Here is an 18,399-nt window from a genome sequence, read left to right as displayed (position 1 = left end):
TTGATAGATTGTTAAATCGTTCATCTGGCCATCTAATAATCTTCCGCCGAGGGCAGCGCTGCCAGGGCTTCCTTGGCGCTGCGCACGTTTTCGTTTTTAGCGTCCTTTATCACCCTTCCATCCTTGAGCATAACGGTGCGGCTGCTGAAGGCGGCAATATCCGGCTCGTGTGTTACAAATACGATGGTTTTGCCCTCGTGCTGGTTCAGCTCCTGCATGAGGGCCATGATCTCGTAAGAGGTGCGGGTATCCAGGTTGCCGGTAGCTTCATCGGCCAGGATCATCACCGGCTCATTTACCAGGGCGCGGGCAATGGCCACGCGTTGCTGCTGGCCGCCGGAAAGCTGGTTGGGCAGGTGGTCCAGGCGGTCGCCGAGTTTTACCGCTTCCAGTGCTTTGAGGGCTTTTTCCCGCCGCTCATGGTGTTTGATATCCGCATTGTACAGCAAAGGCAGTTCTACGTTTTCAATGGCAGAAGTACGCGCCAGCAGGTTGTACGACTGGAACACGAAACCGATCTTCCGGTTGCGGAGCAGTGCCAGGTCGTTGCGCGATTGCTGTCCTACATTCACACCATCCAGCAGGTAAGTGCCGCTGGTGGGCTTATCCAGGCAGCCGAGCGTATTGAGCAGGGTGGTCTTGCCGGAGCCGGAGCTGCCCATGATGGTCACAAACTCACCCGCATACACATCAAAGGTGACGCCTTTCAGCGCCCGCACGATCTCTGTGCCCATGTGAAACTCGCGTTTCAGGTCATGCAATTCGAGGATCTTCTTTCCGTTCATCGTGGCCGGCCTCCCCCACCTCTGCGTGCCGGCATAAAAGGGCTCTTGGCTGCGGGAGTAGCAGCCCCTGTTGCCTGCGGTATTTGTATCCCGTCTACCACTACATCGCCTTTATCCAGGCCGCGCAATACCTGCACGTGGGTATCGTCATTCAGGCCCGTGCGTATTCTTTTTTCCGTGAGTGTTTTGTCTTTCAGCACCCATACATACGCGGTTTCAGCCTGCTGCACCACGGTGCTGTCTTTATGTTTGGTACCGGAAGTATCGAACACGGAAGGCGCCCGCTTGTGCCCTACATCGCCCTTGTGCCGCTTGTGCGCAGTGTCTGCCGGGATGATCTTGTATTCTTTGGCCACGCTCTCGTCCGGGGTGAATTTGAGGGCTTTTACAGAGATCAGCAAGGCGCTGTCCTCCTCCTGGGTATAGATGGTCACGTTGGCCGTCATACCGGGTTTCAGCTTCTTGTCGTTGTTGCTGGCGTTGATGATCGTCGTATAGGTGACCACGTTAGCGCTTACCTGTGGCTTCAGCCGTATTTCCTGTACGGCGCCGTTGAACACGTCGTCCAGGAATGCATCCACGGTGAAGGATACCCGCTGGTCTTTCTGCACATTGCCAATGTCTGCTTCATCCACATTGGCCTGCACCTGCATTTTGGAAATATCCTTTGCAATGATGAACAGTGTGGGCGTGCTGAAACTGGCCGCTACTGTTTGCCCCACACTGATATTGCGGGAAAGCACCACCCCGTCTATCGGGGAATAGATAGTGGCAAAAGAGAGGTTCTTTTCGGCGGATTGCAACTGCGCTTTCACACTTTCCACGCTGGCTTTGGCCGCATTGATGGCGTACACAGCATTGTCGTAATCCGCGCGGCTGATGGCGCCTACCTTATACAATTGTTCCTGGCGGGAGAAGTTAGACTGCTGGAACACCACGTTGCTCTGGGCATTGGCCAGGTTGGCCTTGTACTGGTTCACCTGGGCCTGGAAAAGCGATTTGTCCAGCTCCAGCAGCACCTGGCCGGCCTTCACCTGCGAGTTGAAGTCTGCATAGATCTTGGCTGCCGTGCCGGATACCTGTGTACCCACGGCCACGGTATCAACCGGCTGCACGGTGCCAGTAGCCGTGATGCTGGTAGCAATGTAGCCCACGGTGGGCTGCTCTGTATCCAGCTGCACGGGCTGGGGCTTCTTGCGGAAAAACAAGGCCCACACGAGCAATGCGGCTGCAACGAGTATGACGATGACGATGACACGCCGGTATCTTTTCATAGTGCCTTTCGTTTATAATTTGATGGGGATGCCCCGGTAAAAATCATAGATGCGGATGCTCAGTGCGGCATTGTATTTTGCCTGGATGTAGTTCTGCAACGCCTGCACGTACAGGTTCTTTTGCAGTAAATAATCCACGGTGTTGTATTGTCCTACTTCCAGTGCGGCAGCGGCAATGCGGTAGCTTTCCTGGCTGTAGCGCAGCTGCTCCACCGCTGCGTCATACTGGCTCTGGGAGCCGGTTACATTGATATATGCCTGTTCAATGTTCTGCGCCAGTACGGTTTTCGTGTTCTGCAGGTCCAGATTGGCCTGGGCTATTTCTATCTTCGATTTTTCCACGTTGGTTTTCACCACCCGCCGTGTAAAAATGGGCACGGACAAGGTGAGGCCTATCTGCTGGTAAAAGTTATTGTCCAGTTGTTTGAGGTAAGTATTGTCCGGGTCGCGGGCGTAGTTGCTGGCCAGATTGGCACCGGCGCTCAGCGTGGGCAGGTAGCCGGCGCGGGCCTTGGCCAGGTCCAGCTGCGCGGCCTGTACATTCAGCTCACTGCTTTTCACTTCCGGTCTTTGCGCCATGGCTGTTTCCTGCGCTTGGCGCAAGGGTACGGGCAGGGCGTTGGCCATCAGGGTGTCCGGCGACTGGATGTCAAAGGTGGAGTCGTAGGGGAGTTGCAGGATCTGTTTGAGATTGAGCAGGTACTGGCGGTGCTGGTTAATAGCATTCACCAGCAGGTACTGGTCATTCGCAGCCTGGGCCTGCAGTTCCGCCAGGTCTTTCAGGGCAATGCTGCCCACGTTGTACCGGTCCTGGCTTTGCTTTACCTGCGCATTGGCGGTGGTGAGCAGGTCCTGCTGGTAAATGATGGTTTCCTTGGCCAGTAAAATATTGAGGTAAGCGGTGGTAACGGCCATCGTGATGTCATTCATGCCGGCTTCAATATTGTAGGCCGCGGCCTGCAGAACCAGTTGTTTCTGGCGGATGTCGTTATTGAGATAATTGCCGTTGAACAAGGTCACTGCGCTATTCAGGCCATAGCTGCCGGAGAAGGTGAACTGGGAGGTTTCACTGCCGCTGATGCTGAATACCTTACCGTGCTGCACGTTCTGGGAAAGACTTGCATTGAGGTTGGGCAGTTTGGCGGCCTTGGCCAGCAGCACATCCTGCTCACCGGAACGCTGGGTGAGGCGGAGGGTATTCAGGGTGATGTTATGCTGCGCTGCGTAGTCCAGACATTGCTGTAAGGTCCATTTCGCGGTATCCTGTGCCTGCAGCGGCTTTTCGCATATTGCCAGGAAGATAGCCAGCAGGATAAGACACTTGTATTTTAGTTGCTCCATAAATAAGTGCGTGAAAGGGGGATCTATGTGCTACGGCACGCGGTAGAATGGTGGTAAAAATTTTACATAAACCATGCCGCAGGCCGCTCCGGATATGTTAATTACTGTTAATCCAAAACAACGGAACGGGGGCCATTGTTGCCATACCAATTGCAATTATCCCTGCTTTTCAATATTTTGTACGCCCATGAACAAGCCTATACTCGTCATAAAATTTGGAACCGCCTCTATTACAGGGGCTAACGGGGCGCTCAACACGGCCATGATCGCGGAAATAGCCCGCCAGGCCGCCTTGCTGCAACCCCGGTATAATATTGTCCTGGTGTCTTCCGGGGCGGTAGCTGCCGGAAAGCAGCACCTGAAATCTTACACTGGCACTATCAGTGAGCGGAAAGCCGCTGCCGCCATCGGTAACCCTATCCTGCTGCAGCAATATGCAGCGCTCTTTGCGCCATTCGGCATCGCCATTGCCCAAAGCCTTTGCGAGCGTACGCACTTTTCCAACCGGCCGCAGTTCCTGCAGCTAAAAAAAACATACGAAGAATTGTGGGCAAACGGACTTATTCCCATTGCCAATGAAAACGACGTGGTAAGCGATACGGAACTGAAATTCTCCGACAACGACGAACTGGCCACCCTCATTGCAGTGGGCTTTGGTGCCGAAAAACTGCTCTTCAGCACCTCCGTGGCCGGCGTGCTGGATAAGGAAGGTAAAATTGTACCGCAGATCAACGTGATAGACGAAGCCGCCCTGGGGCTGGCCGACACCCGCAAATCGGCCATGGGACTGGGTGGCATGGTGTCTAAGCTCACCTTTGCCCGCCTGGCCACCCGCATGGGCATCGAGGTGGTGATCTTTGGCATCAATACGCCAGACGGCATCCTCAACGCGCTGGAAGGCAAGGCCGGCACCCGCTGCCTGTCCCAGGACTGCACCATGAGTGCCCGCCAGAAATGGCTGGCCAGCGGCAGCCTGGTAACCGGCCGCGTGCAGGTGGACGAAGGCGCTGCAACGGCCCTGCATAAACGCCACAGCCTCCTGGCCGTGGGCATACGCGCCGTACTGGAGCCGTTTGACTGCGGTGAAGTATTTGAAATTGTGGATGCCGATAAGAAAGTGGTGGCCGTAGCCCGCGCCAAAGTAGCCTCCCGCGCCCTGCACCTGGGCAACCTGCAGCAGGTGGAGGTGGCGCATGCGGATGACATTGTGCTTTTATAAAATTGTTATTATGCAACTCCTCTCCATACTTGAAAACGCACAGCAGGCGGCCATTTCATTGCGCACGCTGGCCGATGCGCAGAAGCAGCAGGTACTACGCCAGGTAGCCGCCATGCTGGTGCAGCAAAGTGAAACTATTGCCGCGGAAAACCAGAAAGACCTGGACCGCATGCCGGACACGGACCCAAAAAAGGACCGGCTGCTACTCAATACTGCCCGCATAGATGCACTGGCAGCCAGCCTGGTTGACATCAGTAAACTGCCCGACCCGGCCCACCAGCTGCTGTCTGAAAAGCGCCTGGATAACGGCCTGCTGGTGCAGAAGAAAACTGCTCCCCTGGGCGTAGTAGGCGTGATCTATGAATCACGGCCCAATGTGACCATCGATGTGGCCGCGCTTTGCCTGCGCTCCGGCAATGTGTGCATCCTGCGCGGGGGCTCCGATGCGTTTTATACCAACACTATCCTGGTACATATTTTACAGGAGGCGCTGAAGGCACAAGGCATAGACCCTAACGCGGTGCAACTGATGCCTGTAGACCGGGAACTGGTGCAGGAAATGCTGGAAGCAACGGGGTATATCGATATCATCATCCCGCGCGGCAGCCAGCAGCTCATTGATTTTGTGCGCACGCACGCCAAGGTACCGGTGATTGAAACCGGCGCCGGCGTATGCCATACGTACGTGGAGAAAACGGCGGACCTGGGGCAGGCTGCCGCCGTGGTAACCAACGCTAAAGTATCACGCCCTTCTGTGTGCAACGCACTGGACACGGTGCTGGTGGATGCCGCCGTGGCACCGGCTTTCCTGCCCCTGCTGGCTCCCCGGCTGGCGGCGTACAACGTGGAGATCTTTGCAGATGCCACTTCGTTGCCCATCCTGCAATCACTGGGTTACCCATATTTGCAGGCCGCTACGCCGGAAGATTTTGGCCGGGAATTCCTGGACTTTAAATGCTCCGTGAAAGTGGTGAGCGGGCTGGAAGAAGCGTTGGCCCATATCCGTAAACATTCTTCCAAACACTCTGAAGCCATCCTCTCCAAAGATGCCGGTGCCAGTGAGCGTTTCCTGAACGAAGTGGATGCTGCCGCGGTATACGTGAACGCCTCTACGCGGTTTACAGACGGGGGCGTGTTTGGCCTGGGCGCGGAGATCGGTATTTCCACGCAGAAGCTGCACGCACGCGGCCCCTTTGCCCTGGAAAAACTGGTCACTGAAAAATGGTTCGTTTATGGCAACGGGCAGGTAAGAAATTAAGCTGTTTTTTATATCACATAATTCTGAAGGATGCAGTCTCCCCGGGGACTGCATTTTTTTGCTCACACAAACGTGATATTTATACGGCTTAACAGTAAATAACAATCGCCGGGGACCTTGATTACAAATGGTTTACGCAGGCCGCATCCCGGTGAGGATCTTTTTAGCAAAACCGGCAATGATTTTGCATTCAGGGGTTAACATACAACTCCACGCTATGCATCCGCCATAACTTAAAAAGGAATTAAAAACGCCACTGTAAATGCTAAATAAATATTAAAAAGCGTTTAACCTTGTAACTTCCTTTTCCATCACAGGTCTAATAATCGTGAGCCGCCCGGCAACCGGGTCACCTCCTGCTTCAACGTGTACCGTTTAAAATTCTGTAACATGAAAAAGTTAAATATAATTCTCAGCAGCATATTAGTGCTTTCACTGGCCTTTACCGGTGCCGATGCACAGCGTGGCGGTGGTAACCGTGGCGGTGGTGGCGGCGGCCGTAGTTTTGGTGGCGGCGGTGGCGGCCGCAGTTTTGGTGGTGGCGGTTTCAGTGGCGGCGGTCGTAGCTTTGGCGGTGGTGGCGGTGCGCGCGTAGCACCTTCCGCATCCTCCCGCCCTGCTTTCAGTAATCCCGGCATGCGCCAGGCTCCCCACGATTACGTGGCACCTTCAAGGCCTACTTACAACCCGCGGACCAGCTTTGCGCCCCCGGCCCGTTCCTTTGCTTATAACCGTCCCCGTGGATTTTATGGTGGTGGCGGCTACTACCATGGAGGCGGTCATTTTGTTGGATATTACCACGGCTACCGGCCGTTCTTTTATCCCCGCCCGTATATCTATCACCCGTTCTATCATCCCTTCCGCTGGTGGGGTCCTTCCATCGGTTTTCATCTTACCGTGTTGCCGGTAGGCTTCTTTACGATCTACACCGGCTTTGGTCCTTACTACTACTATGACGGTATTTACTACCGCAACTATAACAACGTTTATGAAGTAGTGGATGCGCCGGTAGGTTCCTTTGTACCCAGCCTGCCCAGCCGCGCGGAACAGATCGACGTGAACGGCACGATGTATTATTTCTTTAACGGTACGTTCTACTACCCCAGCACAGATGCCAATGGCAACCAGGGCTACGTGATAGCCGGGAAGAACGGCCACCTGGAGCCGGCAGACAACCAGCCTGCTGTTCAGTCACAGGACGCCCAGGGCCAGTATGACCAGAACGTAACGCCTACCACACCCGAACTGCCGGAAGGCTGCCGCGAGGTGACCATCAACGGGCAAACCCTGTTCCTCTCACCGGACGGTATGTACTACCAGCAGATCAACCAGGGCAACGGGGTAGAATACCAAATTGTAGGTAAACAGTCTGCTAACTAAGGATGAATGTGAAGATGGTAAAGCAGCACGCCGCGCAAAATATTTGCGCGGCGTTTTTTTTGGCCGCACTAACAGCCGCTGTGCATACGCAATTGTTAATGCACTATAAAAATAGCCGGCGTTTAATATCTTTAAAGCCCTTACTGACACATTAAAAGCCGACACTTCTTCATGTTACAATTAATTAGGCACGCCACGCTACGCCTGGATATGCACGGCCTGAAATTCCTGATAGACCCATTCCTGGCCACCACTGCCACCTACCCGCCCATCCAGCGCACTGCCAACCCGGTCCCCATCCCCATGACGCCCCTCCCCATTGACGACGCACCACTACAGCACCTGGTACAGGATGCCACCGCCATCATCGTTACCCACCTGCATATTGATCACTGGGATGCCGCTGCTGCCGCAATGGTGCCCAAAGACAAGCTGCTGCTTACCCAGCCGGAAAGCATGGCCACCCTCCAGGCACAGGGGTTTACGAATGTGCACGACCTGCAAGGCTACACTTTTGGCGATGTAGCATTGCACCGCACCGGCGGCAGGCACGGCACTGGTGAAGTGGGCCAGCGCATGGGCCCCGTGAGCGGTGTGGTATTCCAGGCACCAGACATGCGGGTGTACGTAGCGGGCGATACCATCTGGTGCCCCGAAGTAGCCGATGTGCTGCAGATCTTCCAGCCGGATTACGTGGTCGTCAACGCTGGTGCGGCGCAGTTCCTGGAGGGTGATCCCATCACGATGACCACTGCCGACATTGTGGCTGTAACGCAGGCCGTGCCCCGTGCACACGTGATAGCGGTGCACATGGACACGGTAAACCATTGCTTCCTTACCCGGGAGCTGCTGCGCGAATTCCTGGCGGAGCAGGACCTGCTGGAACAGGTGCTGGTACCGGAAGACGGGGAAGAGATCCTGCTCTAAAAGCAAAAGCGCCCCCCGTGTGGGAGGCGCTTGAATTTTAGCCCGAAGACGCCAACGCTATTTGGAAGCTCCAATTTCTTTCATCATTTCCGCTACGGCGGCTTCCAGCTGGGCATCCTTGCCTTCCAGGAAGTCTTCATACTTCAGGGGCACCCGGATATCCGGCTCCACCTGCAGGTTTTCCGTAGGGCGGCCTTCCTTACCAATAGTGGCCACCATGGGTATGCCGAAAACCAGCGTGGGATCTATCTGGGTTTCCCACCACACAGCGGTACCGGTACCGGCTACAGGCATGCCTATCAGTTTGCCAAGGCCATTCTGTTTATAAATGTAGGGGAAGATGAAGGCATCGCTGTAGTTACCCTGGCTGATCAGCACACAACTGGGTTGTTGCCAGCGGTTCATCGGCTCACCACCTTTCAGCTTTTCACCCTGGGGTGCAAACACCAGGTATTTTTTACCACTCAGGAAGGTGTTGAGGTCATCATGCAGCCATCCACCACCATTGAAGCGGGTGTCTACAATGAGCGCCTGTTTGTCGCGGTTGCGGCCCATCACTTCATCAAATACATCGCGGAAGCTGGCATCGTTCATGGCACGTACGTGCACATAACCCACCTTGCCACCACTCAGCTTGTCTACAATCGCGCGCTGGCGGTTGATCCAGCGTTTGTACAGCAGTTCACTTTCCTGTCCACCGGTGATGGGTTTCACGGTTTCTACCCAGCGGTTGCCATTAGCAGGATCGTAGAGCGCTACCAGGGTGTTCTTACCCGCCTTGCGGTTCAGCAACTGGGCCCAATCTGGTGCATCGGCTACAGACTGTCCGTCTACCTGTTCTATCACTACGCCTTTCTTCACCTTGCTGCCGGCTTTGTCGAACGGGCCACCATCCATTACATCGGTGATCACCAGGCCTTTTGCGGCCCCATTTTCTTCAAAGAACAGGCCCAGGCTGGCCGTGGCATCGCCTTCGGGGCGCACCGGTGAATAACGGCCACCCGTGTGGGAGCCATTCAACTCACCCAGCAATTCGCTGAGCAGTTCCTGGAAGTCATAGTTGTTGTTGATATAAGGCAGGAAACGTGCGTAGTTATCACGGTACATTTCCCAATCAATACCATGGATGGTGGGGTCGTAGAATTTCTCTTTCACCTGGCGCCATGCATGCTCAAAGATATAGGCGCGTTCTTCAGCGGCATTCAGCGCCAGTTCTGCACTGACAGCGATGGGCGTGATCTTGCCGGATTCAGCATCCACCTTCACCAGTGAGCCGTGGTTGCTGGCGTAAATAAACTTGCCGTCCTTGCTGAGGGCCAGGCTGGTGCCGGTACCGCCTAGCTTTGCCAGGATCTTGGTTTCCTTGGTGCGGGGCTCTGTTACCCACAGGTCGTACCCTTTTTCAAAAGCGGCCATGTAGAATACCTTGCTGGCATCCTTATTCAACACGTAATCACTGATGCTGGCGCTATTGATGGTAAAGCGTGCCTGGCGGTCGTCCAGGCGCTCCAGGTCCAGTTTAAAGGGTTTCTTGGCAGCGGTATCTGCTTTCACTTTATCCAGGGAATCTGCCTTGCCGGATTTCTTGGCCTGTTCTTCTTTTTCCATGAGCAGGTTAAATTCATCCTTGCTCAGGTTAAAGCGGTCATATGCTTCCTGGTCAAAGAAGGCGCCGTATACATCCACTTCGCGGCTACCTTGCGTGGCCAGTGATTTGCGGCCTTCACGGGCGCTCAGCCAGGTCATTACTTTGCCGTCCTGGCTCCATTTGGGATTGCCTTCGCCAAAGCCGCTGTTAATGGGATAACGGATGGCGGTTTTTCCATCAGCGGCCACCAGTGCGGCATTGCTGCTGCCAAAATAACCCTGCTCGTCATCCACCAGCAGCCATTTGCCGTCGGGGCTCCAGGTAAAATCCCAATCGCCATCGGAGTAAGAGTGGTTGTGGCCTTTGGGCAGCAGGGTACGAGATTGCTTGCTGGCCAGGTTGTACACGCGCAGTATGTTGCGGTCTTCCACGTAAGCCACCTCTTTGCCATCCGGGGAGAACTGGGGCTGGTATTCCTCCGCGCTGGTAGCGATCAGCGGTTCTTCGTTGATCACGGTAGCGGCATAAAAATAAGGCTCGTCCGCGCGCGCAATTTTAGCGCGGTAGATGTCCCAGTTATGTTTTCGCTCTGCGGCGTACACCAATGATTTGCCATCGGGGCTCCAGGCTACCATGCGCTCCTGCTGGGGGGTATTGGTAATGCGTTTGGTCAGGGAACCTTCCACGTTGGTGACAAACACTTCCCCGCGGGATACGAAGGCAATTTCCTTCCCGTTGGGGCTCAGTTCAAATTCTGTCACATTGCCGCTCACCGGCATGTTACGTTCCACCATATCGCCGCCATCATTGCGTACCTGCACCGCCAGCTTTTTAGGCTGGGCACCGGGATTCAGCGTATATATTTCACCGTTATACGTGAAGCACAGGGTACCGTTGCCGGCAATGGAAAGGTCGCGCACGGGATGCTTGTCAAAGCGGGTAAGCTGCTCAATTCTGGTGGTATCTGCCAGTGATACTTTATACAGGTTCTGGGAAATGCCATTGCGCTCACTGAGATAGTAAGCGGCGTCCTTGCCGGCGAATACCGGGTCGCGGTCCTCCCCTTCATAGCTGGATACCTGGTTATAAGATTTCTTAGCCACGTCGTAGATCCAGATATCGCGGGTCACTGCAGAGGTGTGGTGTTTGCGGAACGGGTCTTCATAGCCTTTGCGATCCTGGAAAATGATCTGGGAGCCGCTGGCATTGTAGTGCGCTTGTTCTGCACCCGCTGCGCTTACCAGTACAGGGCTGCCACCGGTTACGGGTACCGTGTACAGGCTATTAAACACACGATAGTTAAAGCGGATGCTCTCCGCCGGCGCCGTACGGGCGCTGCCAAACAGCACCGCCTTATTATCCGGCGTAAAGTCGTAGGGATAATCCGCCGCACTGTTATACGTGAGGCGTTTGGGGGTGCCGCCACTCACCGGCATTACAAATACATCGAAGTTGCCAAAACGGTCGCTGGCAAAGGCGATGCTTTTCCCGTCGTGGCTCCATATGGGTGTCATGTCCATGGCGGGATGCACGGTCAGGGGAACGGCGGTACCGCCGGCAGCGGGCACCAGGTAGATGTCGCCTTTAAATCCGAATGCGATGGTCTGCCCATCGGGTGAGATAGCGGGGTGGCGTAGCCACAGGGCATTGTCCTGTGCAAAAGCCCCGGCCCCGAGGGCCAGGCCTGCCAGCAGTAAGAAGGCTCTCTTCATAAGCGGTTTAACAAGATTTTAGTTGACCTGAGTTTGAGATGATCGAAAGGGTAAATCTATCGGTTTCGGGTAAGAAAATGGTATGTTTTGGGATGAGTGGCTACTGCATTCCACCGGCACCTTGCATACCTTCACCCTGCATCTTCAGGTTCTTGCGTTTGAAGATGGCGGTATCGATCTTACCAAAGCGGTAAGTGAAATTCAGTTTGATCATCTGCGGGTTGTTGAGCCTTGCGTAGTTCTGTACAAAATATTGGCTGCTGGAGAACTGGCTGTTCAACCGGGTGCGGAAAATGTCGCTGAAGCTCAGGGTTACCGTGGCGGCGTTGTTTTTCAGGAAGCTTTTCTTCACGGCTGCATCCATACCCCAGAAGGAGCGGATATAACCCTGGGAAGCGCTCTGGGCGCCGCTGGGCGGACCAAACTGCTGCTGGTTGTTATTAATAGGCAGGTTAGTCTTGGACTGGTAGTCCGCGGAGATCTGCACGGTAAAGTTCTTTGGCAGTTTCACGTTGGAATTGAACTTGCCAAACCAGCTCCACATAGCATCCTGTTGTGCGGAGGCCAGGCTGTCTGCCGCTTTGATACGGCCATTGTACACGTTCACGTTCGTGGTGATGTCCAGCCACTTGGTGATGGAGTTCACGGAGGTAAGCTCTGCACCGGTAGTGTACGCGGAGTTGGCGTTAATGAAAGTGTTGATGATGTCTGCCTTACCGGTGGAGGGGTTTGTGCCCTGCTCCAGGTAGCGGGTGATCAGGTTATTGGTGTGCTTGTAATAAGCAGACACCAGGACATTGTTATTACCCTTGAAAGTCTTGCTGTAAGAGGCTTCCACGCTGGTGGTAAATTCCGGCACCAGGTCCGGGTTACCGCGGGTGATGTTCAGGCTGTCTGTATAATCCGTGTAGGGGATCAGCTGGAAGAAGTTCGGGCGGTTTACGCGGCGGGTGAAGCTGGCCTGTACTTCCTGGTTCTTTTTCAGTTTCTGGCTGAGGAAGATGGAGGGGAACAAGCTTACCGGGTAGTTGTTGCTGAATTTCTGACCGGTGTTGATCAACTTACCGTCATAGTTAGAGCTTTCCGCACGCAGGCCCACCTGGTAGCCAAAGTCTTTGAAACCGCTGGTCACAGAAGCGTAGGCGGCAAACACATTGTCATGGTTGGTGTAATCACTGGTAGCGCCGGCCAGGTGTACGGGCGTGGTGCTGCCATTGGGATACAGGTAGGTGTCGTTAAAGTTATCAATATTGCGGATCTGTGCACGCAGGCCGGTTTCCAGCTTGGTCTTGGCCGTGAAGGGCTTCACATAGTCCGTTTGGATGGTGAGGAACATGTTCTTGCCCGTGCCCACCTGTTGCTGCAGCTGGCTGCCACCTATATTGTGGTTTGCATCATAATAATTAGTGGTGTAGTCTGCATTGAAGTTGCTGTGGCCGGAGAAATAGTTTACATCCGCGGTCCAGTCTTCCCCTTCTTTAAAAGAGTGCTTAAATCCGCCCTGGAGGCCGGTCGCATTGAACTCACGCATACTGTGGGTCAGGCGCTGGCTATAGTTGCTCACGGTACCCCCGGGAAACAGGCTGTCTGTATTGATGTCGATCACTTCCCCCGGTTTGAACTTACCATGTACTTTGATGCCGGCTACAGAGAAGCTGGTATGGTTAGTCGCAAAGTAATCCACGCCCAGGTTACCGAAAATGAACTGGCCGTTGGTCTTGTTATTATTATCCTGTGTAATGCGTACCGGTGTATCGCCAAAGTTGGTACGGTCTGTATTACCGGTCAGTTTGTTGCGCATGGCATTTACCATGGCAGTGGCAGACACGTTGAACTTGCCCTGGCGCATATTGATGTTACCACCGCCATTGTAGCCGCCGTTCTTATCTACACCGGCCATGATGTTACCGTTGTAGCCGGTTTTGCGGTTCTTTTTAAGGATAATATTAAGAATGCCCGCGTTACCGCCGGAGGCATCGTACTTGGCGGAAGGATTGGTGATCACCTCTACGCTTTCAATGGCGTCTGCGGGGATCTGGTCCAGGGTGAGCGTGGTGGGGCGGCCTTCAATGTAGATCTGGGGTGCGGCATTGCGCAGCTTTACGTTACCGTCTATGTCCACCTGTACGGAGGGCACATTGCGCATTACATCCACTGCGGTACCGCCGGCGCTTACAATATTCTTTTCCACGTTGAACACTTTTTTATCAATGTCCATTCTCATCAGGGGCTTACTACCGGTTACGGTTACACCTTCCAGGGTTTTGGCATCGGATTCCAGTTTGATGGCGCCCAGGTCTTTTTCAAACTGGCTGAGGGCGGCGCTGGCGGCGGCCATGGCCTTGGCGGGGTCCTGCTGGGCATTGCCCTGGCCCTGCTTCATGCCGCCGGCGGGCATTTTCAGCTGGAAGGCTACGGGGATCTCCTTCGTTTTATAACCGATCAAAGAGATCTTGATCTTAAGGGGTGGGCCCATGATGGGCAGTTCTTCAAAGGAAAACTCACCTTTGGCAGAAGTGTTCACGCCTTTATACAGGAAGTCTTTGCGCCCGTGAGTGGCGCTGTCGTAACGGTTTTGTAATAAGATCACGGCTACTTCGGGGATGGGTTTCCCGTCCTGGTCTTCCACGCGGCCAAACACATGACCAATCTTTGGCGGCGCCTGCATGTTCTTTCCTCCACCGGCGGGTGCGGCCGGAAACTGGGCAGACGCAGCGTAACAGGTACAGATCATGCTAAGCAGTAACAACAATTTTTTCATACAGGTCTTTTAAACAGCAGCGAAGGTAATTTGCCGGTTTTGCATCCTCATGGGGTTTTAGGTGACAGGCAAAAATTCAGCGGTGAAAGGCAGAAAAATCCCGGCGGCTATATGTCATCCGGACACAAATATTTTTTGAAAACATTAACACTTTTTAACTGATTTTACTATTATTGCACCTTAGCTGCCACAACCAAGCCCCCTGGGTTAATTTAATATCAGTTTTTGGGAAAAAGGTATTAAATGAAGCTTAAAACGGCCAGGTAAGTGAGCAATAAGACATTTACAGTAAAATTTTTTGATCGATTTTATTCCATTAGTTACGAGCATTAGCACACATAGTACGTCTGAGAATTCATCAACTATTTAATCAACAAGATTCAACCAAGGGTTCTATTTACTTTTTAACGCCGCAATAACACACTAACAAAACAGGCGCCATTTTCCAGTAGCATACCTTTTAGCGTTTGCCACTTTTAACATACCGGCACATTGCCAGGCAGCATACGCCTTTCTTCTACGGAGGCTTTGCAGGCAGTGTCCTTATTCCGGGCCGGGTATGTTCCAGTTATTCACTTTGCAATTGCACCCCGGAAGGGAGATGAGAAAGCTATGCCCTTTACCATCCCACAGCAATTGAATCCCGAAAGGGAGGTGGGATTGTTATGCGTATGCCCACCTGTTTGCAATTGACTCCCGGAAGGGCAATGGGAAAGGTATGCCTATTATTCATCAGGAATACTAACCAATTATACAACAGCATCATAACCAAAATTTCAAACCAAAAACTAAAACGTTTCATGAAAAGACCGCTAATCTTACTTGCGTTCTTTTGCCTGTTTCAAAGCATGAATGCTTCGGCGCAGGAAAAGAAAACCCTTACAGGCACTGTACGGGACAGCAAAGGCAACCCATTGCCCGGTGTAACGGTATCTGAAAAAGGCAGTGCAAATGGTACCACTACCGATGCACAGGGTCATTTTAAACTGGCCGCCCATTCCGGCAGCACACTTACTTTTTCTTTTATTGGCTTCAGCAAAAAAGAGATCGTGCTGGGCGACCAGAGTGATGTAACCGTGGCGCTCTCCGACGCGGCCAAAGACATCAATGAAGTGGTGGTAACTGCCATGGGTATCAAGCGTGACCGCCGCCAGCTGGGTTACGCCATCTCCACTGTAAGTGGCGATGACATTGTGAAGGCCTCCCCTACCAACTTTGGCTCCGCCCTGTATGGTAAAGCCGCAGGCGTAAACATCCAGAGCGCGCCCGGTGGCGGTACTTCCGCGGTGATCATCCAGATCCGCGGTATCAGCTCCATCACCGGCGATAACCAGCCCCTGCTGGTGGTAGACGGTGTGCCCATCCGCAAGGATGCAAACCTGAACACCGGCGGTTTCTGGAGCGACACCCGCATCCGCGGTAACTCCCTCCTGGACGTGAACCCCGAGAACATTGCCAGCATCAACATCCTGAAAGGCGCCGCCGCTACAGCCCTTTACGGTTCTGACGGCAGCAACGGTGTGGTGGTGATCACTACCAAGAATGGCGCCGGCCGTACCAACGGTATTGGTGTGGATGCCAGCTATTCTTACGGTATTGAAAAAGTATCCGTACTGCCCGATGTACAGAACACCTATGGTCCCGGTTACGACCGCGCTTCCAACGAGGCCCTGTACGGCAGCACAGATGGTTTCATCCACCTGGGCCAGGATGCCAACAAGGACGGACAGGAGGATATACGCCCCATATTCCGCGCCTATGGCCAGTTTGGGCCTAAGTTTGACGGCCGCACCATCCAGTACTGGGATGGCAGCTTCCGCAAGTACGTAGCACATAAAGACAACTGGAAGAATTTTTACCAGACCGGCCACAGCTCCATTGCCAACGTAGGCCTGAGCAATGCCAATGAAAAGATGAACTACCGCTTCTCCTATACCCGCAACGATTACCAGGGTATCCAGATCGGCGGCAAGCAGCAGAAGAACACCTTCAACTTCAACACCACTTACCACATCAGCCCCCGCCTCACTACAGACATCGTGGTGTCTTATGTGAATGAGAAGGTGCACAACCGTCCCAGCCAGATCAACCGCATCACAGCCAACTACGACGGTATGTTCAACCCGGTGGATGACGTGCATGATTTCTTTAACCGTTACAAAACCAGCAAAGGCTATAAGTATGTACTGCCGGCCAATGCGGCACGTGATCCGCAGGAAGCACTGGTGTACAACATCCGCGCAGCCAGCTTCATGGACTTCCTGTGGCAACAGCTGGCCCAGAGCTATGACGAAAATTCCAACCGTGTGATGTCCAGCGTAACGCTGTCTTACGACATTGCCAAGCACTGGAAATTCCGTGGCCGCTTTGGTAATGACTTCACGGGTTACAATGCCGAAACCAAGAATCCCTCTGAGTACCCGCTGGCCTTTGGCCCGTCTGGCGCTTATGGTACCAACACCAATACCTATAACCTGATCTACGGCGACGCATTGTTATCTTACAACACCCGCCTGAGCAAAAGCTTTGGCCTTAATGCGAGTGCAGGCTACCAGGCCCGTAAAGAGGAAAAGCATTACACAGGCCTGAGCACCCGCGATGGTCTTTCCCAGGAAAACTGGTACAGCCTTGCCGCTTCTACCAACCCGATCACAGACTTCAGCGCTTACAAACGCTCTTACTACCTGCAGGACGGCCTGTTTGGTATTGTGAACCTGGACTACAAGAACTACCTGTTCCTGGAGCTGACAGACCGCCAGGAGCGCATTTCCACGCTCTACAGCGATAACAACAGCTACAATTATCCCAGCGCCAGCCTTTCCTTTGAACTCAGCCGCGCCCTGCATTTGCCGAAGGCGATCGATTACAGCAAAGTGCGCGCATCTTACGGTATCGTGGCTACGCCTGCAGAACCTTACGTGAGCAACGTGGCTTACCAGGGTGGTAACCTGAACGGCATTCCTTACCTGCTACCCAATACCAACTATGGTAACGCCGGCCTGAAACCGCAACGTAAAAAGGAATTTGAAGTGGGCCTGGAAGGTAAGATGTTCAACGGCCGCTTTGGCTTTGACGTGTCTTACTACACCAACACCATCCACGACCAGATCCTGAACCTGACCGTACCCGCCAGCACCGGCGCTAATGCGCTGATCGCCAACGCAGGTGACCTGCAGAACCGCGGCGTGGAAGTAGCGCTGAACGGCACCCCCTACACCAGCAGGAACCTGGAATGGAATGTGCGCGGTACCCTGGGCTTTAACCAGAACAAGATTACCCGCTTCATGGATGGCACGGATCACCTGGACCTGCAGAACATTGACAACGGCTCTCTGCTGGTAAGCGCCTACAAAGGCCGCCCCGCAGGCGATATCATGGTGTACAACCGCGAGAAAGATGCCACCGGCAATTACATCATTGAAGACAATGGTTATTACGCGGTAGACTTTACCCACTACCAGCGCGTAGGTAACATACAGCCCAAAGTGACCGGCGGTATTGGCAACACCATCCGCTACAAGAACTTTGCACTGGACTTCCTGGTGGACTTCCGCTGGGGTGGACAGATCGCATCCATCACCAACTTTTATGCAACCGGTACCGGCACCTTTGCCAGCACGCTTAAATACCGCGATGCGGCGCATGGTGGTGTAGCCTACTACAGCGATGGTACACAGAACATTGCCGTGGGCAGTGGCGCAGCACCGGGTGGTGCCACCGTGTACAATGATGGGGTGATCCTGAAAGGCAATACCCGCGATGGTAAAGCCAACAAGACCATTATTGATGCGCCGAATTACTACCTGAACACCTTCTCCTGGGGCTCTTACCCCGGTGGCAGTCCCAACTCCACCTATGCAGATGCAGTGTACAACAACAACTTTATCAAGTTCCGTGAACTGTCGCTTAACTATACCCTGCCTGTAAAACTGGGTAGTAAGATGCATGTGCAGAACCTGACCGTGGGCGTATTTGGCCGCAACCTGTTCTATTTCTATAAGAGCCTGCCCAACCTGGACCCGGAAGTGGGCATTGGCAGCACTTACTCTGCACAGGGTGTGGAAACCGGTACAGCCGCCGCATCACGCACCATGGGTGTAAACGCACGCCTGAGCTTCTAAACAATATTTGCAGCAACCCCTTCCCGGAGGGGT

The 18,399-nt window shown here is 53.8% G+C and carries 10 protein-coding genes; 5 read left to right on the top strand and 5 right to left on the bottom strand.

Features of this window, described 5'->3' with window-relative positions; genetic code table 11:
* Positions 1–32: 32 nt before the first annotated feature.
* The 3 genes from DCC81_RS08580 to DCC81_RS08570 are packed head-to-tail and all read right to left on the bottom strand — an operon-like array spanning position 33 to position 3,400.
* Positions 33–785 carry an ABC transporter ATP-binding protein gene (locus DCC81_RS08580; RefSeq protein ID WP_108686127.1) on the bottom strand — a complete coding sequence of 251 codons (753 nt, stop codon included), beginning with the start codon at positions 783–785 and terminating at the stop codon, positions 33–35.
* Positions 782–2,059 (bottom strand): efflux RND transporter periplasmic adaptor subunit, encoded by a 1,278-nt coding sequence (locus DCC81_RS08575; RefSeq protein WP_108686126.1) that lies wholly within the window; start codon positions 2,057–2,059, stop codon positions 782–784. Before DCC81_RS08575 ends, DCC81_RS08580 begins: the two co-directional genes overlap by 4 nt.
* A gap of 12 nt (positions 2,060–2,071) precedes the next feature.
* Positions 2,072–3,400 carry a TolC family protein gene (locus tag DCC81_RS08570; RefSeq protein ID WP_108686125.1) on the bottom strand — a complete coding sequence of 443 codons (1,329 nt, stop codon included), beginning with the start codon at positions 3,398–3,400 and terminating at the stop codon, positions 2,072–2,074.
* A gap of 187 nt (positions 3,401–3,587) precedes the next feature.
* Between DCC81_RS08570 and proB the strand changes: the two genes are divergently transcribed.
* The 4 genes from proB to DCC81_RS08545 all read left to right on the top strand — a co-directional run bounded on the left by proB (position 3,588) and on the right by DCC81_RS08545 (position 8,184).
* Positions 3,588–4,619, top strand: coding sequence for a glutamate 5-kinase (gene proB / locus DCC81_RS08565; RefSeq protein WP_108686124.1), 1,032 nt, complete (start codon positions 3,588–3,590; stop codon positions 4,617–4,619).
* Positions 4,620–4,629: 10 nt separating this feature from the next.
* The gene (locus DCC81_RS08560) at positions 4,630–5,877 is read left to right on the top strand and encodes a glutamate-5-semialdehyde dehydrogenase (RefSeq protein ID WP_108686123.1); all 1,248 of its coding nucleotides are present in this window, start codon (positions 4,630–4,632) and stop codon (positions 5,875–5,877) included.
* A 390-nt stretch (positions 5,878–6,267) separates the two neighbouring features.
* On the top strand, positions 6,268–7,257 hold the full coding sequence (locus DCC81_RS08550; protein WP_165806497.1) for a DUF6515 family protein: 990 nt from the start codon (positions 6,268–6,270) through the stop codon (positions 7,255–7,257).
* A gap of 171 nt (positions 7,258–7,428) precedes the next feature.
* Positions 7,429–8,184, top strand: a complete 756-nt coding sequence (locus DCC81_RS08545; protein ID WP_108686120.1) for an MBL fold metallo-hydrolase — start codon at positions 7,429–7,431, stop codon at positions 8,182–8,184.
* Between the two features lie 57 nt (positions 8,185–8,241).
* Here DCC81_RS08545 and DCC81_RS08540 read toward each other — a convergent pair whose 3' ends face one another.
* Entirely contained in the window at positions 8,242–11,484 is a 3,243-nt protein-coding gene (locus DCC81_RS08540; RefSeq protein WP_108686119.1) for a S41 family peptidase, read from the bottom strand.
* 100 nt (positions 11,485–11,584) lie between these two features.
* Entirely contained in the window at positions 11,585–14,245 is a 2,661-nt protein-coding gene (locus DCC81_RS08535) for an outer membrane beta-barrel family protein (RefSeq protein ID WP_108686118.1), read from the bottom strand.
* A gap of 800 nt (positions 14,246–15,045) precedes the next feature.
* Here DCC81_RS08535 and DCC81_RS08530 point away from each other — a divergent pair.
* A complete protein-coding gene (locus DCC81_RS08530; protein WP_165806496.1) occupies positions 15,046–18,366 on the top strand; it encodes a SusC/RagA family TonB-linked outer membrane protein in 3,321 nt (1,106 codons plus the stop codon).
* The last annotated feature ends 33 nt before the right edge of the window (positions 18,367–18,399 follow it).

This window comes from Chitinophaga parva, from assembly GCF_003071345.1.
In the GTDB taxonomy this organism is placed as follows: Bacteria; Bacteroidota; Bacteroidia; order Chitinophagales; family Chitinophagaceae; genus Chitinophaga; species Chitinophaga parva.
This window is presented reverse-complemented; position numbering and strand designations above follow the sequence as displayed.

Coding starts and splice junctions, on each gene's coding strand:
- DCC81_RS08580 (WP_108686127.1), bottom strand. CDS start 785: ATGAACGGAAAGAAGATCCTCGAATTGCATGACCTGAAACGCGAGTTT.
- DCC81_RS08575 (WP_108686126.1), bottom strand. CDS start 2,059: ATGAAAAGATACCGGCGTGTCATCGTCATCGTCATACTCGTTGCAGCC.
- DCC81_RS08570 (WP_108686125.1), bottom strand. CDS start 3,400: ATGGAGCAACTAAAATACAAGTGTCTTATCCTGCTGGCTATCTTCCTG.
- proB (WP_108686124.1), top strand. CDS start 3,588: ATGAACAAGCCTATACTCGTCATAAAATTTGGAACCGCCTCTATTACA.
- DCC81_RS08560 (WP_108686123.1), top strand. CDS start 4,630: ATGCAACTCCTCTCCATACTTGAAAACGCACAGCAGGCGGCCATTTCA.
- DCC81_RS08550 (WP_165806497.1), top strand. CDS start 6,268: ATGAAAAAGTTAAATATAATTCTCAGCAGCATATTAGTGCTTTCACTG.
- DCC81_RS08545 (WP_108686120.1), top strand. CDS start 7,429: ATGTTACAATTAATTAGGCACGCCACGCTACGCCTGGATATGCACGGC.
- DCC81_RS08540 (WP_108686119.1), bottom strand. CDS start 11,484: ATGAAGAGAGCCTTCTTACTGCTGGCAGGCCTGGCCCTCGGGGCCGGG.
- DCC81_RS08535 (WP_108686118.1), bottom strand. CDS start 14,245: ATGAAAAAATTGTTGTTACTGCTTAGCATGATCTGTACCTGTTACGCT.
- DCC81_RS08530 (WP_165806496.1), top strand. CDS start 15,046: ATGAAAAGACCGCTAATCTTACTTGCGTTCTTTTGCCTGTTTCAAAGC.